At 74.2% G+C, this 21,132-nt stretch carries 20 protein-coding genes and 1 pseudogene; 7 read left to right on the top strand and 14 right to left on the bottom strand.

Annotated features, from left to right (window positions below):
* Positions 1-54: 54 nt before the first annotated feature.
* Positions 55-912: a GntR family transcriptional regulator gene (locus tag ACWH4W_RS16280; protein WP_473076447.1), complete on the bottom strand. Its 858-nt coding sequence runs from the start codon at positions 910-912 to the stop codon at positions 55-57.
* A 167-nt stretch (positions 913-1,079) separates the two neighbouring features.
* Here ACWH4W_RS16280 and ACWH4W_RS16275 point away from each other — a divergent pair, with 167 nt between their 5' ends.
* Entirely contained in the window at positions 1,080-1,952 is an 873-nt protein-coding gene (locus ACWH4W_RS16275) for a (2Fe-2S)-binding protein (protein ID WP_473076446.1), read from the top strand.
* Positions 1,953-2,289: 337 nt separating this feature from the next.
* Positions 2,290-3,336, top strand: a complete 1,047-nt coding sequence (locus tag ACWH4W_RS16270; RefSeq protein ID WP_473076445.1) for a DUF2637 domain-containing protein — start codon at positions 2,290-2,292, stop codon at positions 3,334-3,336.
* Between the two features lie 53 nt (positions 3,337-3,389).
* On the opposite strand, the gene ACWH4W_RS16265 is transcribed toward ACWH4W_RS16270, so the two are convergent.
* Positions 3,390-3,809 carry an ATP-binding protein gene (locus tag ACWH4W_RS16265; RefSeq protein WP_473076444.1) on the bottom strand — a complete coding sequence of 140 codons (420 nt, stop codon included), beginning with the start codon at positions 3,807-3,809 and terminating at the stop codon, positions 3,390-3,392.
* Positions 3,810-4,144: 335 nt separating this feature from the next.
* Between ACWH4W_RS16265 and ACWH4W_RS16260 the strand changes: the two genes are divergently transcribed.
* Complete coding sequence (locus ACWH4W_RS16260; protein ID WP_473076443.1) at positions 4,145-4,372, top strand: hypothetical protein; 228 nt, start codon at positions 4,145-4,147, stop codon at positions 4,370-4,372.
* Between the two features lie 6 nt (positions 4,373-4,378).
* Here the strand turns inward: ACWH4W_RS16260 and ACWH4W_RS16255 are convergent, their stop codons facing one another.
* Positions 4,379-6,124, bottom strand: coding sequence for a pyruvate dehydrogenase (locus ACWH4W_RS16255; protein WP_473076442.1), 1,746 nt, complete (start codon positions 6,122-6,124; stop codon positions 4,379-4,381).
* A 66-nt stretch (positions 6,125-6,190) separates the two neighbouring features.
* Positions 6,191-8,428 (bottom strand): protein phosphatase 2C domain-containing protein, encoded by a 2,238-nt coding sequence (locus ACWH4W_RS16250; RefSeq protein ID WP_473076441.1) that lies wholly within the window; start codon positions 8,426-8,428, stop codon positions 6,191-6,193.
* A 120-nt stretch (positions 8,429-8,548) separates the two neighbouring features.
* Here ACWH4W_RS16250 and ACWH4W_RS16245 point away from each other — a divergent pair, with 120 nt between their 5' ends.
* Positions 8,549-9,031: a DUF456 domain-containing protein gene (locus ACWH4W_RS16245; RefSeq protein ID WP_473076440.1), complete on the top strand. Its 483-nt coding sequence runs from the start codon at positions 8,549-8,551 to the stop codon at positions 9,029-9,031.
* Between the two features lie 17 nt (positions 9,032-9,048).
* Here ACWH4W_RS16245 and ACWH4W_RS16240 read toward each other — a convergent pair whose 3' ends face one another.
* Complete coding sequence (locus ACWH4W_RS16240; RefSeq protein WP_473076439.1) at positions 9,049-9,543, bottom strand: methylated-DNA--[protein]-cysteine S-methyltransferase; 495 nt, start codon at positions 9,541-9,543, stop codon at positions 9,049-9,051.
* Positions 9,544-9,548: 5 nt separating this feature from the next.
* Positions 9,549-10,931 (bottom strand): AlkA N-terminal domain-containing protein, encoded by a 1,383-nt coding sequence (locus tag ACWH4W_RS16235; protein ID WP_473076438.1) that lies wholly within the window; start codon positions 10,929-10,931, stop codon positions 9,549-9,551.
* A gap of 167 nt (positions 10,932-11,098) precedes the next feature.
* Between ACWH4W_RS16235 and ACWH4W_RS16230 the strand changes: the two genes are divergently transcribed.
* Together ACWH4W_RS16230 and ACWH4W_RS16225 are read left to right on the top strand one after the other, a co-directional pair.
* Complete coding sequence (locus ACWH4W_RS16230; protein WP_473076437.1) at positions 11,099-11,854, top strand: HEAT repeat domain-containing protein; 756 nt, start codon at positions 11,099-11,101, stop codon at positions 11,852-11,854.
* A 7-nt stretch (positions 11,855-11,861) separates the two neighbouring features.
* Entirely contained in the window at positions 11,862-12,866 is a 1,005-nt protein-coding gene (locus ACWH4W_RS16225) for a HEAT repeat domain-containing protein (protein WP_473076436.1), read from the top strand.
* Between the two features lie 46 nt (positions 12,867-12,912).
* Here the strand turns inward: ACWH4W_RS16225 and rsgA are convergent, their stop codons facing one another.
* From rsgA to ACWH4W_RS16195, 6 genes are all read right to left on the bottom strand, one after another.
* Positions 12,913-13,914 (bottom strand): ribosome small subunit-dependent GTPase A, encoded by a 1,002-nt coding sequence (gene rsgA / locus ACWH4W_RS16220; RefSeq protein ID WP_473077514.1) that lies wholly within the window; start codon positions 13,912-13,914, stop codon positions 12,913-12,915.
* 552 nt (positions 13,915-14,466) lie between these two features.
* Positions 14,467-15,699 carry a cation:proton antiporter gene (locus ACWH4W_RS16215; protein WP_473076435.1) on the bottom strand — a complete coding sequence of 411 codons (1,233 nt, stop codon included), beginning with the start codon at positions 15,697-15,699 and terminating at the stop codon, positions 14,467-14,469.
* A 234-nt stretch (positions 15,700-15,933) separates the two neighbouring features.
* Positions 15,934-16,452: a DUF421 domain-containing protein gene (locus ACWH4W_RS16210; protein ID WP_473076434.1), complete on the bottom strand. Its 519-nt coding sequence runs from the start codon at positions 16,450-16,452 to the stop codon at positions 15,934-15,936.
* Positions 16,453-16,707: 255 nt separating this feature from the next.
* On the bottom strand, positions 16,708-17,787 hold the full coding sequence (locus ACWH4W_RS16205; RefSeq protein WP_473076433.1) for a PP2C family protein-serine/threonine phosphatase: 1,080 nt from the start codon (positions 17,785-17,787) through the stop codon (positions 16,708-16,710).
* A 286-nt stretch (positions 17,788-18,073) separates the two neighbouring features.
* A complete protein-coding gene (locus ACWH4W_RS16200; protein WP_473076432.1) occupies positions 18,074-18,385 on the bottom strand; it encodes an STAS domain-containing protein in 312 nt (103 codons plus the stop codon).
* A gap of 447 nt (positions 18,386-18,832) precedes the next feature.
* Positions 18,833-19,333 carry a MarR family winged helix-turn-helix transcriptional regulator gene (locus ACWH4W_RS16195; RefSeq protein ID WP_365415747.1) on the bottom strand — a complete coding sequence of 167 codons (501 nt, stop codon included), beginning with the start codon at positions 19,331-19,333 and terminating at the stop codon, positions 18,833-18,835.
* A 256-nt stretch (positions 19,334-19,589) separates the two neighbouring features.
* Here ACWH4W_RS16195 and ACWH4W_RS16190 point away from each other — a divergent pair, with 256 nt between their 5' ends.
* Positions 19,590-19,964, top strand: coding sequence for a DUF1330 domain-containing protein (locus tag ACWH4W_RS16190; protein WP_473076431.1), 375 nt, complete (start codon positions 19,590-19,592; stop codon positions 19,962-19,964).
* A gap of 279 nt (positions 19,965-20,243) precedes the next feature.
* On the opposite strand, the gene ACWH4W_RS16185 is transcribed toward ACWH4W_RS16190, so the two are convergent.
* Both ACWH4W_RS16185 and ACWH4W_RS16180 read right to left on the bottom strand, forming a co-directional pair.
* The gene (locus tag ACWH4W_RS16185; RefSeq protein WP_473076430.1) at positions 20,244-20,735 is read right to left on the bottom strand and encodes a hypothetical protein; all 492 of its coding nucleotides are present in this window, start codon (positions 20,733-20,735) and stop codon (positions 20,244-20,246) included.
* Positions 20,732-21,000, bottom strand: a pseudogene (locus ACWH4W_RS16180) (nitrate reductase); the annotation flags it as partial. The pseudogene ACWH4W_RS16180 and the gene ACWH4W_RS16185, both read right to left, overlap by 4 nt.
* Positions 21,001-21,132: the final 132 nt, after the last annotated feature.

Raw genomic sequence — 21,132 nt, 5'->3', positions numbered from 1 at the left:
CTCGTCCGGGTGAACCGGGGGTCGGCTCAGGGAGGTCAGGAGGGGTGCCCCCTCCTACCCCGCCCCGCTGAAGTGCTCCCCCACCAGCGTCCGCACCACGTCCAGATCGCCCGCGATCAGCGCGTCGAGCAGCGCGGTGTGTTCATGCGCGTCCGCGACCAGCTCGGCGCGGCTGCCGCCGCCGGGGGCGCCGCCGCTCACCAGCGGCCACTGCGCGCGGCGGTGCACCTCCTCGGCGACCCGGACCAGTTGCTCGTTCCCGGCCAGGGCCAGCACCGCACTGTGGAAGGCGCGGTCGGCGTCGGCGTACGCGGCGCGGCAGCCGTCGGACGCGGCGCGGACGGTGGCCTCGGCGAGCGGGCGCAGTCCGGCCCACCGCCCGGGCGGCACCGTACGGGCCAGCCGGAGCATCACCGGCACCTCGATCAGGGCGCGCACCTCCGCCAGCTCGGCCAGCTCCCGCGCGCTGCGCTCGACGACCCGGAAGCCCCGGTTCGGGACGACCTCGACGGCGCCCTCCTGGGCGAGCTGCTGCATGGCCTCGCGGACAGGCGTCGCGGAGACGCCGAAGCGCTCGGCCAGCACGGGCGCCGAGTACACCTCGCCGGGCCGCAGGTCGCCGGAGACGAGCGCGGTGCGCAGGGCGGCGAGGACCTGGCCGCGTACGGACGACCGCTGGACGGCGGGCCGGGGACGGGGCAGGACGGGGCCGCCGTGCGTGTGCTCACCGCGCGCGGAGCCCTCGCCGGACCCGTCCGCGTCGTCGCGGAAGCGGTCGCGCCCGGTGTCGCGGCGCCGGTCCGCCTCCGCGGCGGCCGGCTGGGCGGGCACCCGGTAGCGGCTCCCCGCCGCCCGGGCGGCCCCGGCCGCCTCGCCCGCCGTCCCGGCGAAGCCCTGCGTGTCCTGCTTCACGAGGTCCTCCTGCGGACGTGTCGGTACTTGGGGTATTACGGCGGGTCGGCACCTGCGCGTCAAGCACCCTAAGCGCATCGGACGCCAGTTCACATCTCCGCGATGTTGGGTAAGGTGAGGCTTACCTTTTTATTGCCCGACTCCACGAGACGTGAAGGGGTGGTCCCATGGCCGTGCCCGGTTCGGCCGTCGCGGACGCGTACGCCCGTCTGGCGGAGGCCTTCCCCGCCTTCGCCGTCACCGAACTCGGCGCCGAAGAGGCGACCCCCCGGGGCGGCGGCTGGGTCGCCGCCGCCGACCTCGCCGCAGGCGGGGACGCCCTCGAGGCCTTCCTCGCCTGGGACGACACCCAGGTGCGGCGGGACTACGGCATGCGGGCCCGTCCGGACGTCATCGCCAGCTTCGGCCTGCACCGCTACGCCTGGCCGGCCTGCCTGCTGATCACCGTGCCGTGGTTCCTGCACCGCCGGGTCCCGCGCTACCCCGTGACGCACGTCTCGTTCGACCGCGGCGCGGCCGGGCTCGCCGTCGGCCGCATGGCCGTGCGCCCCGCCGGCTTCGCCTGCCTGCCGGACGACCCCGCCGCCGCCCTCCCCGGCGCGCGGGTCGTGCCCGACGAGGAGGCGCTGCGGGCGGAGGTGCGCGCGGCGGTCGCCGAGCACCTGGAGCCCGTGCTGGCCGGGTTCGGCCCCCGGATGCGCCGGCGCGGCCGGGCGCTGTGGGGCACGGCGACCGACGAGATCGTCGAGAGCCTCTGGTACGTCGCCCAGCTGCTCGGCGAGGAGGAGCGGGCCATGCGCGAGCTGGAGCTGCTGCTGCCGGGCGCGACCAAGCCGTACGTCGGCGCGGCGGCGTTCCGCAGGCCGTCCGGCCCCGGCGGGGAGCCGGCCGCCGCCACCCGGGACCGGGTGAGCTGCTGCATGTTCTACACCCTGCGCCCGGCGGACATCTGCGCCACCTGCCCGCGCACCTGCGCCAAGGAGCAGGCTCCGGCGCGGACCCGCGGCCGGGAGAAGGAGCTGGCCGCGCAGACCGGTTGACACGGAGTCAAGAAGGACGGGGCGGCCGGCGGCGTAAGATCGTCCGGCCGCCCCGTCGTTCCGCCTGCCGCGAGGCGCGGTCGTGAGGCGCCGCGGAGGTCACGAGCACTTCACAATGTCCTCACCGCTCGCGGGAGTTCCTCACGGAACCATCCGTACGGGTAGTCTTGTTCGAACTCAACTCCCGCTCCTCACGCGGCAGTTCGAGCATTGAGCCGCCCAGGGCACCCCCTTCGCACTTCATTGGCGGCCTCTTGCCCCGAAACCCCCTGAGGAACGCCGGGATTGGGCCACCATGGCGGGCGTTACGCCCTATCCCAATGCAAGGGACCCCTAGATGAGACTGACCGACATATCGCTGAACTGGCTGCTTCCGGGCGCCGTGCTGCTCCTGGGCATGCTGGCGGCGGTGGCGGTGCTGGCGCGCGGCAAGCGCTCCTCGGTCAAGGACACGAGCGCCGACGACTCGTGGGAGCGCAGCGAGGAGCGCCGCAGGCGCAAGGAGGCCGTCTACGGCACCGTCTCCTACGTGCTGCTGTTCTGCTGCGCGGCGGTGGCCGCCGCCCTGTCCTTCCACGGCCTGGTCGGCTTCGGTGAGCAGAACCTCGGCCTGTCCGGCGGCTGGCAGTACCTCGTCCCCTTCGGTCTGGACGGCGCGGCGATGTTCTGCTCGGTGCTCGCCGTGCGCGAGGCCAGCCACGGGGACGCGGCCCTCGGCTCACGCATACTCGTGTGGACGTTCGCCTTCGCCGCGGCCTGGTTCAACTGGGTCCACGCGCCGCGCGGCGCCGGCCACGCGGGCGCCCCGCACTTCTTCGCGGGCATGTCCCTGTCCGCCGCGGTGCTCTTCGACCGGGCACTGAAGCAGACCCGCCGCGCGGCACTGCGCGAACAGGGCCTGGTGCCGAGGCCGTTGCCGCAGATCCGCATCGTCCGCTGGCTGCGCGCGCCCCGGGAGACCTACCGCGCCTGGTCGCTGATGCTGCTGGAGGGCGTGCGCAGCCTCGAGGAGGCGGTCGAGGAGGTCCGCGAGGACAAGGTGCGCAAGGACCAGGAGAAGCGGCGCCGGCGGGAGCAGGAGCGCATGGAGCGGGCCCGGCTCAAGGCGATCAGCCGCGGCCACCGGGGGTTCGGCGGCGGCCGGGGCGGGCGCGGACTGGAGACCACGGTGGAGCGGGACTCCGACGTGGTCGCCGCGGAGCCTGCCATAGCGGCGCCGGAGGCCCTGCCCGCACACGCCCCGCGTCCCTCCCTGCAGCCGGTCCGCCGTTCCGGCGGTGAGGCGGTGACCGTCGACCTCACGGCCGAGGACGACACCCAGGCGCTGCCGCGTCTGGACAGCCTCGAGCGCAAGCTCAAGGATCTGGAGCAGCAGTTCGGCTGACGTCCGTGCGACGACGCGACGCGGCGTGAGGGACGCGGTGGGAACCGCGTCCCTCACGCCGCGTCGGCGTCCGCCTCCGGCTTCGGTCCGAGCGCGAACCAGACGGACTTGCCCACCCCGTGCCTGCGGACGCCCCAGGCGTCGGCCAGGGACTCGACCAGGACCAGGCCCCGTCCGTTGGTGGTGTCGTTGCCGTCCCGCGGGCGCGGTCTGGGCTCGCGGGCGGTGAAGTCCCGCACCTCCACGCGGAGTCCCCAGGGGCCGACGTCCGCGGTGAGGACCGCCTCGCGGTCGGTGTGGACGAGGGCGTTCGTCACGAGTTCGCTGGTGAGCAGTTCCGCGACCGCGGACCGCTCCGGATCGCACCGGTGACGTAACAGCTCGCGCAGGGCGCGGCGGGACTCGGCCACCGCCCGCAGATCCGCACGTCCCAGTGTGCGCCTCAGCCGATCCGCCGAAGCCTGACTTCTCATGACCCCCGCCCGCGTGCCGATGCCGTTTCCCCCACCTGCTCGAACACCTACACAAAATGCTTGCCCGGTCGTTCACGCGGCAGTCATGCGGAGCGGTCACGAGCCGTTGTTGGCCGAAGTGCAACGGCCACACAACCGTGCGGGGCCGTCCTCCCGGCCTCCGTGGCGAGAGGACGACCCCGGCTTTCCCGCAGTGGCCGCGGGGTTCAGGAACCTCAGGGGAGCTGGGTGACCGCCTTCCTCTCGGTCCTCTTGAACGCCGCCGGAGGGACGTCGTCGACGTCGCCCCGCGCGGTCGCCGGGAACGACACGGGCACGCCGGTCCCGGTGGTCCGGTGCCGTACCGGGTGTCCGCGGCCGACCCCGAGGTGCTGCCGGTCACCGCCCGCACCGAGGGCTGCGACTGCCGCCGACGCCTGGAGCCGGCCCGGTCCTCGCGGGGCCGCACCGGCACGGTGCGGATCGACGACCGGGGCCGCCCGTCCCGCACCGGCGCCGTCGCGGGCCTGCCGCATCACGAGTACGGCACGCCGGCCCGCGCCCGGCGTCCGCGCGGCGGATGAACACCGCTACGGGCGCGGTACGTTGCGCAGGTTGGAGCGGGCCATCTGCACCATCCGGCCGACCCCGCCGTCCAGCACGATCTTGGACGCGGACAGCGCGAACCCGGTCACCATCTCCTTGCTGATCTTCGGCGGGATGGACAGCGCGTTGGGGTCGGTCACGACGTCCACCAGCGCCGGCCCCTTGTGCTTGAACGCGGCCTTCAGCGCGCCCGCGAGCTCCTTCGGCTTCTCCACCCGCACCCCGTGGGCCCCGCAGGCGCGGGCCACGGCGGCGAAGTCGGGGTTCTTCATCGCCGTGCCGTGCGACGGGAGTCCGGCCACCAGCATCTCCAACTCCACCATGCTCAGCGAGGAGTTGTTGAAGAGGACGACCTTCACCGGCAGGTCGTACTGGACGAGGGTGAGGAAGTCGCCCATCAGCATGGCGAATCCGCCGTCGCCGGACATCGACACGACCTGCCGGCCCCGGTCGGTGAACTGCGCCCCGATCGCCATCGGCAGCGCGTTGGCCATCGAGCCGTGGGAGAACGAACCGATGATCCTGCGGCGGCCGTTGGGCGAGATGTAGCGGGCCGCCCAGACGTTGCACATGCCGGTGTCGACGGTGAAGACGGCGTCGTCGTCGGCCAGGTCGTCCAGCACGGACGCCACGTACTCCGGGTGGATCGGCACGTGCTTGTCCACCTTGCGGGTGTACGCCTTCACCACCCCCTCCAGCGCCTCCGCGTGCTTCTTCAGCATGCGGTCGAGGAACTTGCGGTTGTCCTTGGTGCGCACCCGGGGCGTGAGACAGCGCAGCGTCTCCTTCACGTCGCCCCACACCGCGAGGTCCAGCTTGGAGCGCCGGCCGATGACCTCGGGCCGCACGTCCACCTGGACGATCTTCACCTCGTCGCCGGGCAGGAAGGCGTTGTACGGGAAGTCGGTGCCGAGCAGGATCAGCAGGTCGCACTCGTGGGTCGCCTCGTACGCGGCGCCGTAGCCGAGCAGCCCGCTCATCCCGACGTCGTACGGATTGTCGTACTGGATCCATTCCTTGCCGCGCAGGGCATGGCCGACCGGGGCCTTGATCTTCCCGGCGAACTCCATCACCTCGGCGTGCGCGCCCTTGGTGCCGGCGCCGCAGAACAGGGTGACCCGCTCGGCGCGGTCGATCATGTCGACGAGCTTGTCGATCTCGTCGTCGCCGGGGCGGACGGTGGGCCGGGAGGTGACCAGGGCGGTCTCGGGCGCCTGGTCGGGGGCGGGCTCGTCGGCGAGGTCGCCGGGCAGCGAGACGACGCTGACGCCGGAACGGCCGACCGCGTGCTGGATGGCGGTGTCCAGCAGCCGGGGCATCTGCCGGGGACTGGAGATCAGCTCGCAGTAGTGGCTGCACTCCTGGAACAACCGGTCGGGGTGGGTCTCCTGGAAGTAGCCGAGGCCGATCTCGCTGGACGGGATGTGGGAGGCGAGGGCGAGGACGGGCGCCATGGAGCGGTGGGCGTCGTACAGCCCGTTGATGAGGTGCAGGTTGCCGGGCCCGCAGGAGCCGGCGCAGGCGGTGAGCCGGCCGGTCACCTGCGCCTCGGCGCCGGCCGCGAAGGCGGCGGTCTCCTCGTGCCGGACGTGGATCCAGTCGATGGCGGAGTTGCGGCGCACGGCGTCCACGACGGGGTTGAGGCTGTCACCGACCACGCCGTACAGGCGTTTGACCCCCGCGCGGACGAGGATGTCGACGAACTGTTCCGCGATGTTCTGTTTGGCCATGATTCCCGTCTGCCCCTCGGGTGCCGGAGATGCCTGACGGATTCCATGAATTCACACCGGGCGCGCTCACGCCTCCCAGACGGCCGCGACCGTGCGGTCGTCGGCGTACCCCTTCACCCGGACCTGGGTGTCGGCCAGATACGCCGTCAGTCCCGGGGGGCCGGTATCCGACCACCGGTCGGCCAGGTGCGCGCGGAGCCCGGGTTCGCCGCGCAGGGGTTCGGCGAACCCGGTGCCGCACATCAGCAGCACATCACCCGGGCGGGCTACGGAGGTACGGAAGCGGAAGGGCTCGCGGGGCGGTTCGGGCGCCGGTTCGTACGGGCTCGGGGGTGTGGGGATGCCGAGGTCCATGGTGAGGCGGTCGCCGTCCGGCGTCTCGTCCGGCGGGGAGCCGAAGCCGCGCACGGGCTCGCCCTCGGCGACCTCCGGCTCGATGTCCTGCCACTCGCCGTCCCGCAGCCGGAACAGCCCTCCGGGTCCGGCCCCGAAGAACACCCGGGTGCGGCACTCGGGGTCGGCGGACAGCAGCAGGCAGCGCAGGGTGGCGGCGTAGTCGTCGGGATCGAGGCCCTGCTCGGCCGCACCGGCGCGCAGCCTGCCGAGACTGCGGTCGGTGAGGCGGTGCAGGCCGGCCTTGAGGTCGGCGCGGCGGGCGGCCCGGATGTCGTCGGCGAGCCGCTCGTGGCTGCGGCCCACCGCCGCGCCGATCCAGCGGCAGACCTCGGTGGCGGCCCGGTGCGCGCCGGGGGCGGTCCGCAGACCGGTGGCCAGCGCCACCAGCACCAGCGCCCGCTCCCCCGCCCCGAACCGCGCGGTCAGCAGCGCGTCGCGCCGGGGCTCGCCCCGGTACCTCGCGGAGTCCCCGCGCACGGAGACGGCCCGCAGCGTGCAGGCGCCGTAGCGGGCGCCGTCCAGCACGGTGTCCGGGACGAGCGCGTCCAGGTCCTCGGGGTCGGCTGCGGGGAGAGCGGTGGGTTCCGCGTCGTAGGTGGGCGGACGGGTGCCCACGTAGGCGCGGGAGGGGGGCGGGGGCGGGAGGGGGCCGAGCTGGGGCTCGGGGCTGTCCGCGGCGGTCCGGTCCTCCGGGGCGGCGGGGGTCCATGAGCCGTAGGCGGGAGCGGCGGTGGGGCCGGAGGGCGGCGGCTGGTCGGGGAGCGCGGGGACGGGTGTGGGAGCGCCGGTTGCCGGAGGGGAGGGCGGGGCGGTGGGCGCGGCGTCGGAGGGGGGTGGCCCCTGGGGCGGCCCCGGTGCGGAGGTCGGGTTCGGCGCGGCGGGCGCGTCGGCCGGCCGGCCCGGTCCCGGAGGGGAGGTCGCCGGGGATGTGGGGACTGGGGGCGGCACTTCCCGCACGGACGGCGGCTCCGGCGCGGGAGGCGCGTCGGCCGGGAGGTCCCGTCTCGGTGGGGGCGCCGGGGGCGTGGGTCCGGACGGCGGTTCCGCCACGGGCGGCGCCTCCGGCACAGGGGGCGCGTCGGCCGGGAGGTCCGGTCCCGACGGGGACGCCGGGGGCACGGACGCCGACGCCCGACCGGACGGCGGCTCCGGCGCGGAAGGCGCGTCGGCCGGGAGGTCCCGTCTCGGTGGGGGCGCCGGGGGCGTGGGTCCGGACGGCGGTTCCGCCACGGGCGGCGCCTCCGGCACAGGGGGCGCGTCGGCCGGGAGGTCCGGTCCCGACGGGGACGCCGGGGGCACGGACGCCGACGCCCGACCGGACGGCGGCTCCGGCGCGGGAGGCGCGTCGGCCGGGAGGTCCCGTCTCGGTGGGGGCGCCGGGGGCGTGGGTCCGGACGGCGGTTCCGCCACGGGCGGCGCCTCCGGCACAGGGGGCGCGTCGGCCGGGAGGCCCGGTCCCGACGGGGACGCCGGGGGCACGGACGCCGACGCCCGACCGGACGGCGGCTCCGGCGCGGAAGGCGCGTCGGCCGGGAGGTCCCGTCTCGGTGGGCAGGGCGCCGGAGGCGGGTCCGTGGGGGGCGGGCGCTCCCAGAGGGCGCGGGGCGATGCACCGGCGGAGGGCCCGGGGGGCATGGCCTCCGGCGACCGCGGCGGCGTCTGTCGCTGGCCCGGGACCACCGGGGTCCCGGGGACGTCCCGGGGGTCCGGTACCGGTGGGAGGAGGGCCGCGTCGGACGGCCCGCCCGCGCTCACCGCGCCCGCCGCCGAGGCGAAACGGTCGTCCAGGGAATCGGTCGCGGGCGCCGGCCCCGTGTCGTCGGACGCGTCGTCGTAGAGCTGACCCCACCAGTCGTCCTCGGGATCGGGACCGGTGGGCCCGGTGGGCCTTCCCCCCTGCTGACTCATGCCCCCAATTGTCCACCGGACGGGCCGGATGAAAACGGGGCATCGGGAAAATCACCGCCCCGCGCGAGACCGCCGCGCTCCCGATCTGCGCCGTCCCGCACCCTCCTGCACCCTGGACTGATGGGAGCGTGGGACCTCCTGCTGGCCGGCCTGGTGCTCCTGCTCGGTCTGTGCGGAGTGCTGGCGCCAGGGGTGCCCGGGTCCTGGCTGGTGTGGGCCGCGGTCCTGTGGTGGGCGCTGAAGGACCCGCGGGCGGTCGCGTGGTGGGTGCTGGTGGGGGCGACCGGGGTGCTGCTCCTGTCACAGGTGGTGCGCTGGGCGCTGCCGCCCCGCAGACTCCGGGCGGGCGGCGCGGACGCCCGGCTGCTGGCGTACGCGGGCGGCGGCTCGTTCGCCGGTTTCGTGCTGTTGCCGGTGATCGGCGCGGTCCCCGGCTTCCTCGCCGGGGTGTACGTCCACGAGCGGCTGCGCCTCGGCCGCCGCGGGGAGGCCAGGGCGGCGGTGCGCACGGTGATGCGGTCGGGCGGGTGGAGCGTGCTGACGGAGCTGTTCACCTGTCAGCTGATCGCGGCGGCGTGGACCGGCGCGGTGTTCTGGGGCTGAGCGGCCCCTCAAGGGTTTCACGCGCGCGGCAGCGCACCCTCGTGGGTGAGCAGCCGCACCTTGCGCTCCAGTCCCCCGGCGTACCCCGTGAGGGAGCCGTCGGCGCCGATGACGCGGTGGCAGGGGCGGACGATCAGCAGCGGGTTCGCGCCGATCGCGCCCCCGACGGCCCGTACCGCGGCCCGGGGCGCCCCGATGCGCGCGGCGATCTCCCCGTAGGTGACGGTCCCGCCGTAGGGCACGTCGTCCAGGGCGGCCCACACCTTCTCCCGGAAGGGGGTGCCGACGGCGCTCGTCGGCAGCCGGAACTCCTTGAGGTCGCCCGCGAAGTACGCGGCGAGCTGCCGTTCCGCCTCCCGGAACGGGCCGGGGTCGTGCGTCCAGTCCTCCCGCACCACGGTCGCCTTCTTCTGGCCGGGCACGGTGAGCGAGGTCAGCTCGCCGGTCGGGGCGGCGGTCAGCAGCAGCGGCCCGAGCGGGCTGTCCAGGTGCGTCCAGTACGTCGTCGTCATGAGGGTCACTCCAACTCCCCTGCGGCTCGCAGGTGGTTCAGGGCGTACGAGCGCCAGGGGCGCCAGTTGTCGGGGACGTCGGGGCCGGGCGGGGCCGCGTCCGGGTCGCCGAGCGCACGGGTGCGGATCGCGGCGATCGTACGGTCGTCGAGGCCGGGTACGGCGGCGAGGGCGTCCCGCGCCGCGTCCCGGTCGGCGCCGGGTCCGAGCCGTACGGTGCCGTCGGCGAGGGCGGCGGTGAGCGCGCCCAGGGGGCCGCCGGGTTCGGCGCCGGCGAGGACGGCGGCCTCGGGGAACAGGTGGGTGAGGCTCCCGCAGGGGGCGTCGAGCCGTTTGCCGTAGCGGCGGACCAGCCCGGCGGCCGTGTCGCGTCCCACCAGCGCCCGGACGGCCACCTCGTCGGGGTCGGCGGCGCCGGGCGAGCGCAGTCCGGGACGGGCCGCGACCAGTGGGGCGAGCCGGGGGTCGGCGCCGAGGCGCTCGTCGACGGCGTAGGGGTCGGCGTCCAGGTCGAACAGCCGGCGCAGCCGCTGCACGGCGGTGGTCAGGTCGCGGAGGTCGGTGAGGTGGACGCGGGCGTCGAGCCAACCGCCGGGACGGGCGCCGGTGCCGGTGTGCGGGCGCTCGTCGACGGCGGCGATGCCGGTGCCGTAGGGCAGGCGCAGGGTGCGCCGGTAGGTGCGCGCGCCGGGCACGCCGGTCACCTCCTCGACGCCGGGGACGGCCTCCCGTTCCAGCAGGTCGAAGACGGGCCGCGCCTGGTAGGGGCCCCGGTGGGCGAGGCGCAGGGGCACCCCGGCGGTGGGGGTGCCGGGGCGGGCCCGCCCCTTGCGGGGCGCGGCGCGCAGCCCGGTGGGCGTGGTGGCGTACACGGCGCGGACGGTGTCGTTGAACTGCCGCACGCTGGCGAACCCGGCGGCGAACGCGATCTCGGTGACCGGCAGCCCGGTGGTCTGCAGCAGCACGCGCGCGGTGTGGGCGCGCTGGGCGCGGGCCAGGGCGACCGGTCCGGCGCCCAGTTCCGCGGTGAGCTGCCGCTGCACCTGGCGGGCGCTGTAGCCGAGGCGCGCGGCGAGCCCGGCGACGCCCTCGCGGTCGACCACGCCGTCGGCGATGAGACGCATGGCGCGGCCCACGGCGTCGGCCCGTACGTTCCACTCGGCGGAGCCGGGCACGGCGTCGGGGCGGCAGCGCCGGCAGGCCCGGAAGCCCGCGCCCTGCGCCGCGGCGGCGGTCGGGAAGAAGCGCACGTGGGCGCGTTTGGGGGTGATCGCGGGGCAGCTGGGCCGGCAGTAGATGCCCGTGGTCTCCACGGCGAAGAAGAACGCGCCGTCGAACCGGGCGTCCCGGCTGCGCACCGCCTCGTACCTGCTGTCCTCGTCCCTCACACGGTCCAGTGTCCACCGGCGGGGACGGCCTGACCGGCGGGAATCGGACACGGAACCCGGCGGCCCCCGGCGGTCCTGCGCGACGGTCCTGTGCGACGGTCCTGTGCGGCGGCGCTTGACCCTGACACGGTGAGAAGGTCTTCACTGGCGGGCCTGGAGGTGCTCCGATGACCACGCCCAAGGCGGAGACGACAACATCACGTGTGCTCGCGGGACTGCGGCACGACGATTCCCCGGTGCGCCTGCGCGCGGCGCTCGCGGCGGGCTCGGACCCGGACCCGGAGTTCGTGGAGCCGCTGGTGGAGCGGTGCGGGGTGGAACCGGTGTTCCACGTGCGGGACATGCTGACGTGGGCGCTCACCCGGCACCCGGAGGCGTCGACGGTGCCGCGGCTGGTGGCCGAGCTGCGGTCGCCGCACGCCCGGGCGCGGAGTCAGGCGCTGCACACCCTGTCCAAGATCGGGGACCGTGGGGTGTGGCCGGCGATCACCCGGTCGCTGCTGACCGACCCGGACGACGAGGTGGCGCGGACCGCCTGGCGGACGGCGGTGCTGCTGGCGCCCGAGGGCGAGGCGGCGGAGCTGGCGGAGGTGCTGGTCTCCCAGCTCGGACGGGGCGGGCGGGAGACGCGGCTCAGTCTCGGCCGGGCGCTGATCGCTCTCGGCGAGCCGGCCGTCGCGCCGGTGCGGGCCGCGGCGGCCGACCCGGACCCGCGGGTGCGGGAGCACGCGCTCGCCACGGAGCGGTTGCGGCGCGACCCTGATGCGGGGTTCGCGTACGCGGTGGAGGAGGCGAAGCGCGTGATGTCGCTGGGGCCGGACGCCGTGGGCCCGGACGGGCAGGACGCCGTGGGCCCGGACGGGCAGGACGCCGTGGGACCGGACGGGCAGGACGCCGTGGGACCGGACGGGCAGGAGGAGTGAGGCAGGGGTGCTGATCGGTGAGGTGGCGCGGCGGTCCGGGGTCAGCCCCCGGATGCTGCGGCACTACGAGTCGCTGGGCCTGGTGCGGCCGACGGGCCGTACGGCGGCCGGGTACCGCGCGTACACGGAGGAGGACATCCGGCGGATCTTCCACGTGGAGAGCCTGCGGTCGCTGGGGCTGTCGCTGCGGGACGTGGGCCGCGCCCTGGACGACCCCGGCTTCACGCCGTCCGGTCTCGTCGCGGACCTGGCCCGGCGGACGCGGGAGAGGATCGCGCGGGAGGCGGAGCTGCTGACCCGGCTCCAGCGGATCGACGCGACGGAACCCGCCGACTGGCAGGACGTCCTCCAGGTCGTCGCGCTGCTGCGGAACCTGTGCTCCGGGGACCCCGGGATGCGGCAGCGGGCGGCGCTGTCGTCGGTGGACACGGTGCCGGTGCCGGTGGAGGCGTTGGTGGAGGCGGCGCTGAGCGAGGCGGACCCGCATGTCGCCGGGGCCCTGCGGTGGGCGTTGGCGCAGGCGGGCGAGCGGGGGCCCGAGCTGCTGGCGGCGGGGCTGGAGTCGGCGCTGCCGGAGGTGCGCGGGCGGGCGGTGCGGTGCCTGGCGGAGATCCCGGGCGAGCGGGCGACGGCGCTGCTGCGGGGCGCCCTCGGCGACCCGGCCCCGGCCGTGCGCCGGACCGCGGCCCTGGAGCTGGGGGCGCGCGGGGTGGCGGACGCGATGCCGGAACTGGTCGGCATGGTCGTCGAGGAGGCGAACGACATCGACGCCGCCGACGCCCTGGGCACGCTGGCGGGCGACGCGGCGGTGGCGGACCGCGTCGTGGCGGCGCTGGCGGACCGCCTGGCCGACGGCACGCCGGACCCGTCCGCGCGCCGCCGCCTGACGCAGGCCCTCGCCGAGATCCCGGGCCCGGCGGCCACGGACACGCTGAGGTCCCTGACCGAGGACGGGGACCGGACGGTGGCGCTGACGGCCCGGTACGTCCTGGAACTGCGGGATCCGGGCTGAGCCGTCCCGCCGGGCGGCTCCGAGAGCACCCGGCGGGACGGGGGCGTCACCTCAGCCGCCCCCGCTTGGCCTCCATGGCGGCCCTGCCGAGGGCGCCCTTGCGCTTCCAGTCCTTGCGGATCTCCGCGCGGAGGCGGGCGTCGGTCTTGGCGACGATGTACTGGTTCTCCCGGAGCAGCTTGCGGTAGCTGTCCAGGCGGCGCCGGGGCAGCTCACCGGCCTCGATGGCGTCGAGGACGGCGCAGCCGGGCTCGCTCTCGTGGGCGCAGTCGTGGAACCGGCAGTTCTCGGCGAGGTCCTGGATCTCGGAGAACACCTGACCGACCCCGGTGCCGGCGTCCCACAGGCCGACGCCCCGCAGGCCGGGGGTGTCGATGAGGACTCCCCCGCCGGGCAGCAGGAGCAGGTTGCGGGTCGTGGTGGTGTGACGGCCCTTGCCGTCGACGTCCCGGGTGGCCCGGACGTCCATGACGTCCTCGCCGAGGAGGGCGTTGGCCAGGGTGGACTTGCCCGCGCCGGACTGCCCGAGCAGGACCGAGGTCCCGCCGGAGACGACCGCCGAGAGCACGTCGAGCCCCTCGCCGTCCTGCGCGCTGACGGTGAGGACGGGCACGCCGGGCGCGCTGGTCTCCACGTCCTGCACGAGGTGCGACCGGGTCACCGCGTCCGGCACGAGGTCGGCCTTGGTGAGCACCACGACCGGCTGCGCACCGGACTCCCACGCCAGCGCGAGGAACCGCTCGATCCGGGCGAGGTCGAGCTCCACGGCGAGGGACACGGCGACGACCGCGTGGTCCACGTTGGCGGCGAGGATCTGTCCCTCGGACCGCTTGGAGGAGGTGGACCGCACGAACGCGGTACGGCGCGGCAGCAGCGTGCGCACGTAGCGGGGGCGGGCGCCGTCGGGGTCGACGGCGGCCCAGTCACCGGTGCAGACGACCTTCATCGGGTCGCGGGGGACGACGTACTCGGTGTCGGCGCGGATCACGCCGTCCGGGGTGGCCATGTCGCACAGCCCCCGGTCGACCCGGACCACGCGCCCGGGCACCAGCCCCCGCGCGGCGTACGGGGCGAAGGCGTCCTCCCACTGCTCGTCCCAGCCGTAGGGAGCGAGGGCGTGCGAGGAGGCGGAATGCGAGGGGAGATTCAAGGGAAACCCTTCGAAGGGCGGCCCCGGCGGCGCGCGTTCAAGGACGCGCGAGAAGAGGTGAGGTCAGCCGGAGGCCACGGAGGTGGACGAAACGAACGACTGGATGCGGGCACGGCCCGTCACAGAGACAGCCATCGGTCACACCTCCCAGGAACCTCGACTCGAACGAACAGCGCCCACCTGTGGAGCGCCTCGCGAACACGGCACAGCCTAGGGTCCCCGGTGATCGCGCGCCATCCCTTTTCGCGTCCCGTCGGCGCAAGCGTGACCACCGACGGCCGGGGCAGGGTTCCCGCCCCGTCCGACCACGCGGACTCCGGGTTCTCGGCCGTCGCACCGTCCGTCGCCCCCGAGTGCCGGGGGCTGCCGGGACCCGGTCCTCGGTCCTGCCCACGCGCTCGGCCGCACATCGTGCCAGAGGCATGCGGCCGTGCCTCCCGTGGAGGCGGGTCACGCCGCGCCGCCGTCGGAGGCCTTCGTCCGTCGGCCCGCTGTGCGGTACGCCCTCAGTCCGGGTGTGGTGGTGACGCCGTGCACCACGGTGCTGGCGGCGATGACCAGCGTCCCGGCGGCCAGCACCTGAGGATCGGCGCCGAGCCGGTGCGCCTCCATCGTCAGGTAGAACAGGGCCGAGACGCCGATGGGCCCGAACCAGCCCAGGAAGAACGCATCACGCCACGTCAGGGACAGCGGGCGCTTCAGGGCGAGCACCACCGGCAGGCGGCGCAGCACCAACGCGCCCAGGACCAGCAGCAGACCGCGCCACCATCCCAGGTCGCCCCACTGCCGCCAGGGGATCATGGCGCCGAACACCACGAACAACGGCAGGACGACGAACCGGTTGATCGCCTCATCGATCTTGTTCTCGGTCGTTCGTTCGCCGATCGAGCTGGTCGCGTTGAAGACCAGGCCGGTGACGAAGACGGCCAGGACGCCGTCGACGCGCAGCAGCCCCGACACGCCCAGCACCAGCAGGGCGAGCATCAGGGTGTAGAGGAGCAGCGGGCCCGGCTGCATGGTGCGGTGCTTTTCGGCGCCCCGCAGCGCTTTGCCGCCCAGCCGGCCGATCGCCGCTCCCAGCAGCGTGGCGCCCGCGACCTGCCAGAGGGACTCCAGCGCTGCCTCGCCACCGCTCAGGGGTCCGGCGATCGCGATCGCGGCGAGCACCAGAGGCAGGGCGAGGCCGTCGTTGGCGCCCGACTCCAGGGAAAGCAGTTGCCGGGTGCGCGCCGTGACGGTCTTCTCGGCGGGCCCGCCGGTGACGACACCGGAGGCCAGGACCGGATCGGTGGGGCACAGGGCCGCACCCAACAGCGCCGCCGTGCCCAGCCCGGCCCCGAGAGCGGCGGCCGACACCGCCGTGGTCACCAGTGCCGTCCCGGCCATCGCGACGGTCAGCAGGAGCGCCACGGGCTTCACCCGCGTCCGCACCTCGCGGAACCGGTACCGCAGGGCCACGGCCGTCACCGAGACGGCCAGGAGCAGGCGGCTGGCCTCGTGCAGTTCCTCGTGCCCTTCCAGCACGGTGGGCAGGCCGATGACGTCAAGCCCCACGGGGCCGAGGGCGACACCGGTCGCCAGGGCCAGCAGGGGGGCGCTCAGCGGGGCTTGCTCGATGCGCCGGGAGAGCACGGCCACCGCCAGGGCCAGGGCACCGGCTGTGGCCAGCAGAACGTTCAGCATGGTCCTGCGACTGCCCCGCCGCGGCCACGGCGTATCCCGCCGGCCGTGCCGAGACCCGAACGGGCGCAGCGCGACGGAGTCATGTCCGGCCTTCCGCGTTCCTGTGCGTGCCGCCGACGGCCCGGGTACGCCCCTGACGGGCTGGCAGCTCTCCGAGCGGTCTGGCCCGGCCTCTTCCCGGGCTGCGGGCGTGCCGGCACGGCTTGTGCGAGCCGATGCGCATGGCCTGTTCAGCTACCTCCGAACGGGTCCGCGGACGTCCTGGAGCGAGCTGCCGGAGCCGGTCCGGGACCGGCTGAGGACGCTGAAACTGCCATCAGTCTCCAGCACCACCGCAGCGACGTCCTCGACCGCGCCGATCCCTTGGGAGCGGATCGCCTGGCGCACCTCGCTCTCGGTGACCCGTTGCCGGGCCATCACCTCGTTGAGCATGCGGCCGTCGCTCAGCAGCAACGTCGGCTCCGCCTTGATCAGGCGCCGGAAGGAACGAGAGCGCACCGCGGCCTTGGCGTTGACGAACTGCAGGACCACCAGCAGTGCCAGAGCGAAAGCCCCCTCGGCCAGGGAGACGCTGCGATTGAGGAGGACGGTGGCCAGAGTCGAGCCCAAAGCCACGGTGACCACCAGGTCGAAGGCGTTCATCTTCGCCAGCGTGCGCTTGCCCGACAACCGCACCACCGCGATCAGTGCCGCATAGGCACATACAGCCATGACCGCCACGCGCAGCATGTCGTACCAGGAGTCGAAGAACATCCCCTACGTCTACCCGAGAGAAAGCGGAACTGACGCTACCGCCATGCGCCCCACCGTCGGCCCTCACGCCGGACCCCGGCCTCGGGCATCACCCGGCGCTCCGTGCCCGGTCGCTGCAGCACTACGGGAACAGGGTCTGCGCGGACCGCTCGTCAGCGGCCCCGGGGCACGGTGGGCGGTGTTTCCCGGTGGCGGCTGCGGGCAGTCACACGGGTCCTGGCCGGACCGACACCGAGTGCTCCTGCAGGGGCTTCCTCAGCTCGCCGCCGGCGGCCAGACCCCCTGGTGGCGTACCAGCAGCATCGCGGCGTCGTCGTGCGGCGGCCCGGCGGCATGCTCCGACAGGTCCTTCCGCACCGCCTCCAAAGCACGGTGTGCGTCGGGTTCACCGAGCAGATGCGCCCGGTCGGCGAGGGGGTAGAAGTCACCCTTCTCGTCACGGGTCTCGGTGACGCCGTCGGTGTACAGCAGCAGTTGGTCGCCCGGCGAAAACCCGACACGGTACGGCTGCGGCCCGTCGGTGCCGGACATCCCCAGGCCCAGCGGCAGCGCGTAGGACGAGGGTTCCGGGAGGTCGACCGTGCCGTCGGCCCGTACGACCATGGGCGCCAGGTGTCCGAAATTGAGGAAGGCCACCTCGTCCCCGGCGGCGATCTCCGCCAGGACGGCGGTGACGAACTTCTCGCCCTCCAATTCCCGGGACAGGCTGCGCTCCAGACGGTCACCCAGCTTGACCAGGTCCGGCTCGTCGTGGGCGGCCTCACGGAACGCGCCGAGCACCACCGCGGCCGTCTCGACCGCGGCGAGCCCCTTGCCCTGCACGTCTCCGACGATCACGCGGACGCCGTACGGCGAGGCGACCACCTCGTAAAGGTCTCCACCGATGCGGGCCTCGGCGATGGCCGAGGTGTAGGAGACTGCCATCTGCAGCGGGCCGACGGTCAGCGGCACCGGGCGGAGCAGCACCCGCTGGGCGGCCTCGGCGATCGACCGCACACTGGCCAGCTCCGCTTCCCTGCGTTCCCTGATCACCGCGGCGGCCAAGCCGGCGCCGGTCACTCCCGCCACCGACAGGCAGGCGGTGAGTCCCCGGCGCCCCTCGAACAGGCCGTCATAGAGACCGAGGGCCACCGTCAGGGCGAGGGCCACCGCCCCGATCAGCGCGGTGCGGCGCCAGCCGCCGACCAGACTGGCGAACGCCGGTCCCAGCGAGACCAACGGCAGGAAACCGACGTCGGGACCCGCCAGGACGTCCGTGACCGCTACGACGCTCATGGCCGCCCACGGCATCCAGGCCAGCACCGCCGCACCGGACGTCGGCTTGTTCACGGTCATGGCGCCCTCTCGCCCCCTCACGACCTCGGAACGCCCGACTGCTCTCTCCACACATCCCTCCATCAGCTTTAGGCTATGCAAAAGTTTCGTCGATGAAGTGATGGCACCGGGCCGGTCCTACCCGGTCGAGACAGCAGCGGGGGCTTCGGCCGCTTTTCGGGTCGTGGTCATGCCGCACGTCTGCGCGCGGCGCGTACCACGACGTGTTTCGACCGGGTGGCGGGCAGCCGGGGCCGCCTGCCCGCCGGTCCTCCTCAGCGGCCCCCGGTGCTTGACCGTGGACGCCTCACGGCAGTGCCGCGGGAGGCGGCTCCTCTTCACCCCTGTCCAGGTCCAGATCAGTGGCCAGTCCCGCCCTTCGCGCAGCGGTCCGAACGGCAGCACTGGGCTCCACGAGCCGCACGTCGACGCCGGTCAGCGGCAGGGTCCGGCAGATGCCCCGCAGGGCGTACAGGCTCGCCAGGTCGCAGAAGGTGACACCGGACAGGTCGAGGACCAGCGAAGCGACCGTCGAACGCGCGGAAAGCACAGCCAGGTCATCCCGCAGTGTGGCAGCGGTGTCCGCATCGAGCTCCCCGTCGAGGAGCAGGCGCAGCACGGACGGGGGACCGTGGCCGGTCTCGGAACGGACACGGAGTCTTGTCGCGCCCCCCGTCCGGAACGGCTCGTGCCGACGGGGCGGGACGCCGTCGGCAGCCTTGTCGTGCGGCACGGGACGGGACGGTGGCATGGCCGGGCCTCCGGACGGTTCGCCTTGACGGACGCCGACCAGACTTCCCGGCACTCCAGGCGGGGCCACCAGGCCCAGCCGTCCGTGTAGTCTTGCACAGAGCAAAGAAATTCTCCATCGGGCCCGGCGGCGGAAGCCCTCGGGACGGCTGCGGCGGTCCGAGGGACCGGCTCGGCGCTCAAAGCGGGCCGCGCTGTTCCCGGCCCACCCGCTCAGCAGCCCGGGACCGCGCGGACACGCACCGGAAGCGGCCTGCGCCCCTGGGGAACGGGAGCACGTGCCTGCCTGCGGCGAGCATCGGTCCTCGCGCCCACCTCACGGGGCGCCGGGCAGTTCACCTGTCCACCCCAGCGGATGCGCCTGCGTGTCCTCGACGACCGGCGCCAAGGGCTCCGCCCCGGCCTTGTTGAAGGCGTTGAGCGCTTCGACCAGGGCCAGCCGCTGCACCGGGGTGAGCCTTTCGACGATGGCGGCGATCTCGGTACGCCGGCGAGCCGTGACACTCTCGACCGTGCGCCGCCCCTCGGCGGTGAGCTGCAGCAGCGTCTCCCGACGGCTGTGAGGATTGGCGTGCCGGTCCGCCAGACCGGCCGCGATCAGGCGGTCCACCATGCGCATGGCGGTGGACGGCGCCACCTGGAGCTGCTCAGCCAGCGTGACGAGCTTGGTGGCTCCCCTCGTGGCCAGCACCACCAGCATCCGGAACTGCGGCAGCGTCACCCGCTCCTCGACCTCGGCGAGGGAACGCGCGGACACCGCGACCAGCAGGCGTGACGCGGTCAGCACCGCTTGGGTCACGGCATCCACATCGTCCATCGCCCTCACGGGGCCCTCGCTCTCGCGCACGACTCCTTTCTACCGCCCCACGATCACCGGGAGCACGCCGGCCAGGACCTGGCCCACCCGCCGCCACCGCGGCCGCGGCCGCTTCCGCGAGGGCCGCCGCCACCTCCGGCCGCACAACTCATACCGACCAGATGGTATGCAGATGGGTCCGTCGTCACCTACCCTCGTGCCAGCCATCCGCCGGACGCCCCCACGCCCTTCACCTCACGACGACAAGGAGACGTTCATGGCTGTCGACCCCCACGAGGCAGTCCTCCGGGAACTCGGTGACCAGAAGCCCGGGGAGCCTTTCGTCATGCTCAACCTGCTGCGGTTCGCACCTGACGGACGCACGTCGTACGAGGAGTACTCACGTCGTGCGGCGGTCTTCCTGGGACGGTACGGGGGCGAGCTCCTCTACGCCGGGGACGGCGACACCCCCCTGGCCGCCGAACAAGGACAGGCGTGGGACGCCGTGCTCCTCGTGCGCTATCCGAGCCGGGAGGCGTTCCTTCGCATGGTGACCGATCCCGGCTACAAGGAGATCACCCGGCTGAGGTCCCGCGCGCTCACCGAGGCCGTGCTCCAACCGACCACCCCGTGGACGCGGCACGCGTCGTGACGGGAGCCGGACCGGATCGCGGCGCCGCTGACGGGAGACTGCCGCGACCTCGGCCGTGACTGCCGTACTTCCGCCCACGATGCTGCTGAGCAACTGGGAAGGCGTGGGGACCAAGGGGTCCGCAGCTCCACCGCGGCACTGTTCACCCTGCCGTTCGGAGATCCGAGCGTCGGTTCCGCCGTGGCCCGGCCGCTGGAATCGGTGCTCGGCGCTGTCGTGGACGTGCCTGTCCGATCGTGATCGGCTCGCTCGGCATGGCCGAGCGGGGCTTCGTACGGGTCACAGGCCTGTGAGGATCTGCGGCGACAGGTTTTTGATCAAGGTGTTGGTCCAGCGCGTCTGCCGCAAGGTCTCGGGGTGGCAGGAGGACGCGGGGGCGAGGAGCCGGGTGTCTTTGGAGGCTTGTGCGGCCTGGGCCGGCATTTCCCAGTGCAGCGAGTTGCGGACCGCGGCCAGGTGCACGTCGCCCAGGTCCCGCAGGAGGAGCAGGCCTGCCTCGGGGTGGTGGCCCGCGAGATCGGACACCTTCTTCCCGAGGGTAGCGAGCGGGCCGTCGGACGGGGGGTCGGGGGCGCCCTCGAGGTCGAGGCCGTAGTGGGGGGCGACATCGGTCAGGCGTCGAACGCGCTCCCGGGACCAGGCGGCGACGTCGAGGGCGACGTGACGGATCTCGTGTTCGGTGCGGTGACGCTCGGACAGGGTCATGAGGTCGCCGATGAGGCCGCGTTCGCCGTGGTGGAGCGTGCGCAGGGCGCTCTTGATGCCGTTCACGGGGTGCCTTCCCTGCTGTCCCAGGTGGTGTCGGGAGTCTGTGACACGTGCGAGGTCGGTCCACCGGCCGTGGCCGGCGCCTCTCGGGGGACGTGGGGGCGGACGCGGTGGTGGTGGGTGCCGGGGACGGCTGCCCGTCGCCTCGCTCGAGCAGAGTGAGCGCGGCGGCGGCCGTCTTGAACAGGGGCTGTTTCGAGGCGGGGTCCCAGTCGGTGATCGTCGTCTCGTTCGCCGCCCGGCCCGGGGTGGTGGCGTCAGGGGCGGAAAACGCCGGCACAGCCGGCTTCAACATCCAGGCGCAGATTCCCCCCTACGACGGGAGCGCGTCTCCGACCAGGTGAGCCGACCAGGAGCGACCAGGAGCATCGTCCGCACGGGCGGGTGCACCGAACCGGCC

The organism is Streptomyces sp. DSM 120436 (assembly GCF_055778765.1).
This window is presented reverse-complemented; position numbering and strand designations above follow the sequence as displayed.

Bases quoted from the DNA above. Each gene is read 5' to 3' on its own strand.
- ACWH4W_RS16275 (WP_473076446.1), top strand. From the start codon at position 1,080: ATGGCCGTGCCCGGTTCGGCCGTCGCGGACGCGTACGCCCGTCTGGCG.
- ACWH4W_RS16270 (WP_473076445.1), top strand. From the start codon at position 2,290: ATGAGACTGACCGACATATCGCTGAACTGGCTGCTTCCGGGCGCCGTG.
- ACWH4W_RS16265 (WP_473076444.1), bottom strand. From the start codon at position 3,809: ATGAGAAGTCAGGCTTCGGCGGATCGGCTGAGGCGCACACTGGGACGT.
- ACWH4W_RS16255 (WP_473076442.1), bottom strand. From the start codon at position 6,124: ATGGCCAAACAGAACATCGCGGAACAGTTCGTCGACATCCTCGTCCGC.
- ACWH4W_RS16250 (WP_473076441.1), bottom strand. From the start codon at position 8,428: ATGAGTCAGCAGGGGGGAAGGCCCACCGGGCCCACCGGTCCCGATCCC.
- ACWH4W_RS16245 (WP_473076440.1), top strand. From the start codon at position 8,549: ATGGGAGCGTGGGACCTCCTGCTGGCCGGCCTGGTGCTCCTGCTCGGT.
- ACWH4W_RS16240 (WP_473076439.1), bottom strand. From the start codon at position 9,543: ATGACGACGACGTACTGGACGCACCTGGACAGCCCGCTCGGGCCGCTG.
- ACWH4W_RS16230 (WP_473076437.1), top strand. From the start codon at position 11,099: ATGACCACGCCCAAGGCGGAGACGACAACATCACGTGTGCTCGCGGGA.
- ACWH4W_RS16215 (WP_473076435.1), bottom strand. From the start codon at position 15,699: ATGCTGAACGTTCTGCTGGCCACAGCCGGTGCCCTGGCCCTGGCGGTG.
- ACWH4W_RS16210 (WP_473076434.1), bottom strand. From the start codon at position 16,452: ATGTTCTTCGACTCCTGGTACGACATGCTGCGCGTGGCGGTCATGGCT.
- ACWH4W_RS16205 (WP_473076433.1), bottom strand. From the start codon at position 17,787: ATGACCGTGAACAAGCCGACGTCCGGTGCGGCGGTGCTGGCCTGGATG.
- ACWH4W_RS16195 (WP_365415747.1), bottom strand. From the start codon at position 19,333: ATGGACGATGTGGATGCCGTGACCCAAGCGGTGCTGACCGCGTCACGC.
- ACWH4W_RS16190 (WP_473076431.1), top strand. From the start codon at position 19,590: ATGGCTGTCGACCCCCACGAGGCAGTCCTCCGGGAACTCGGTGACCAG.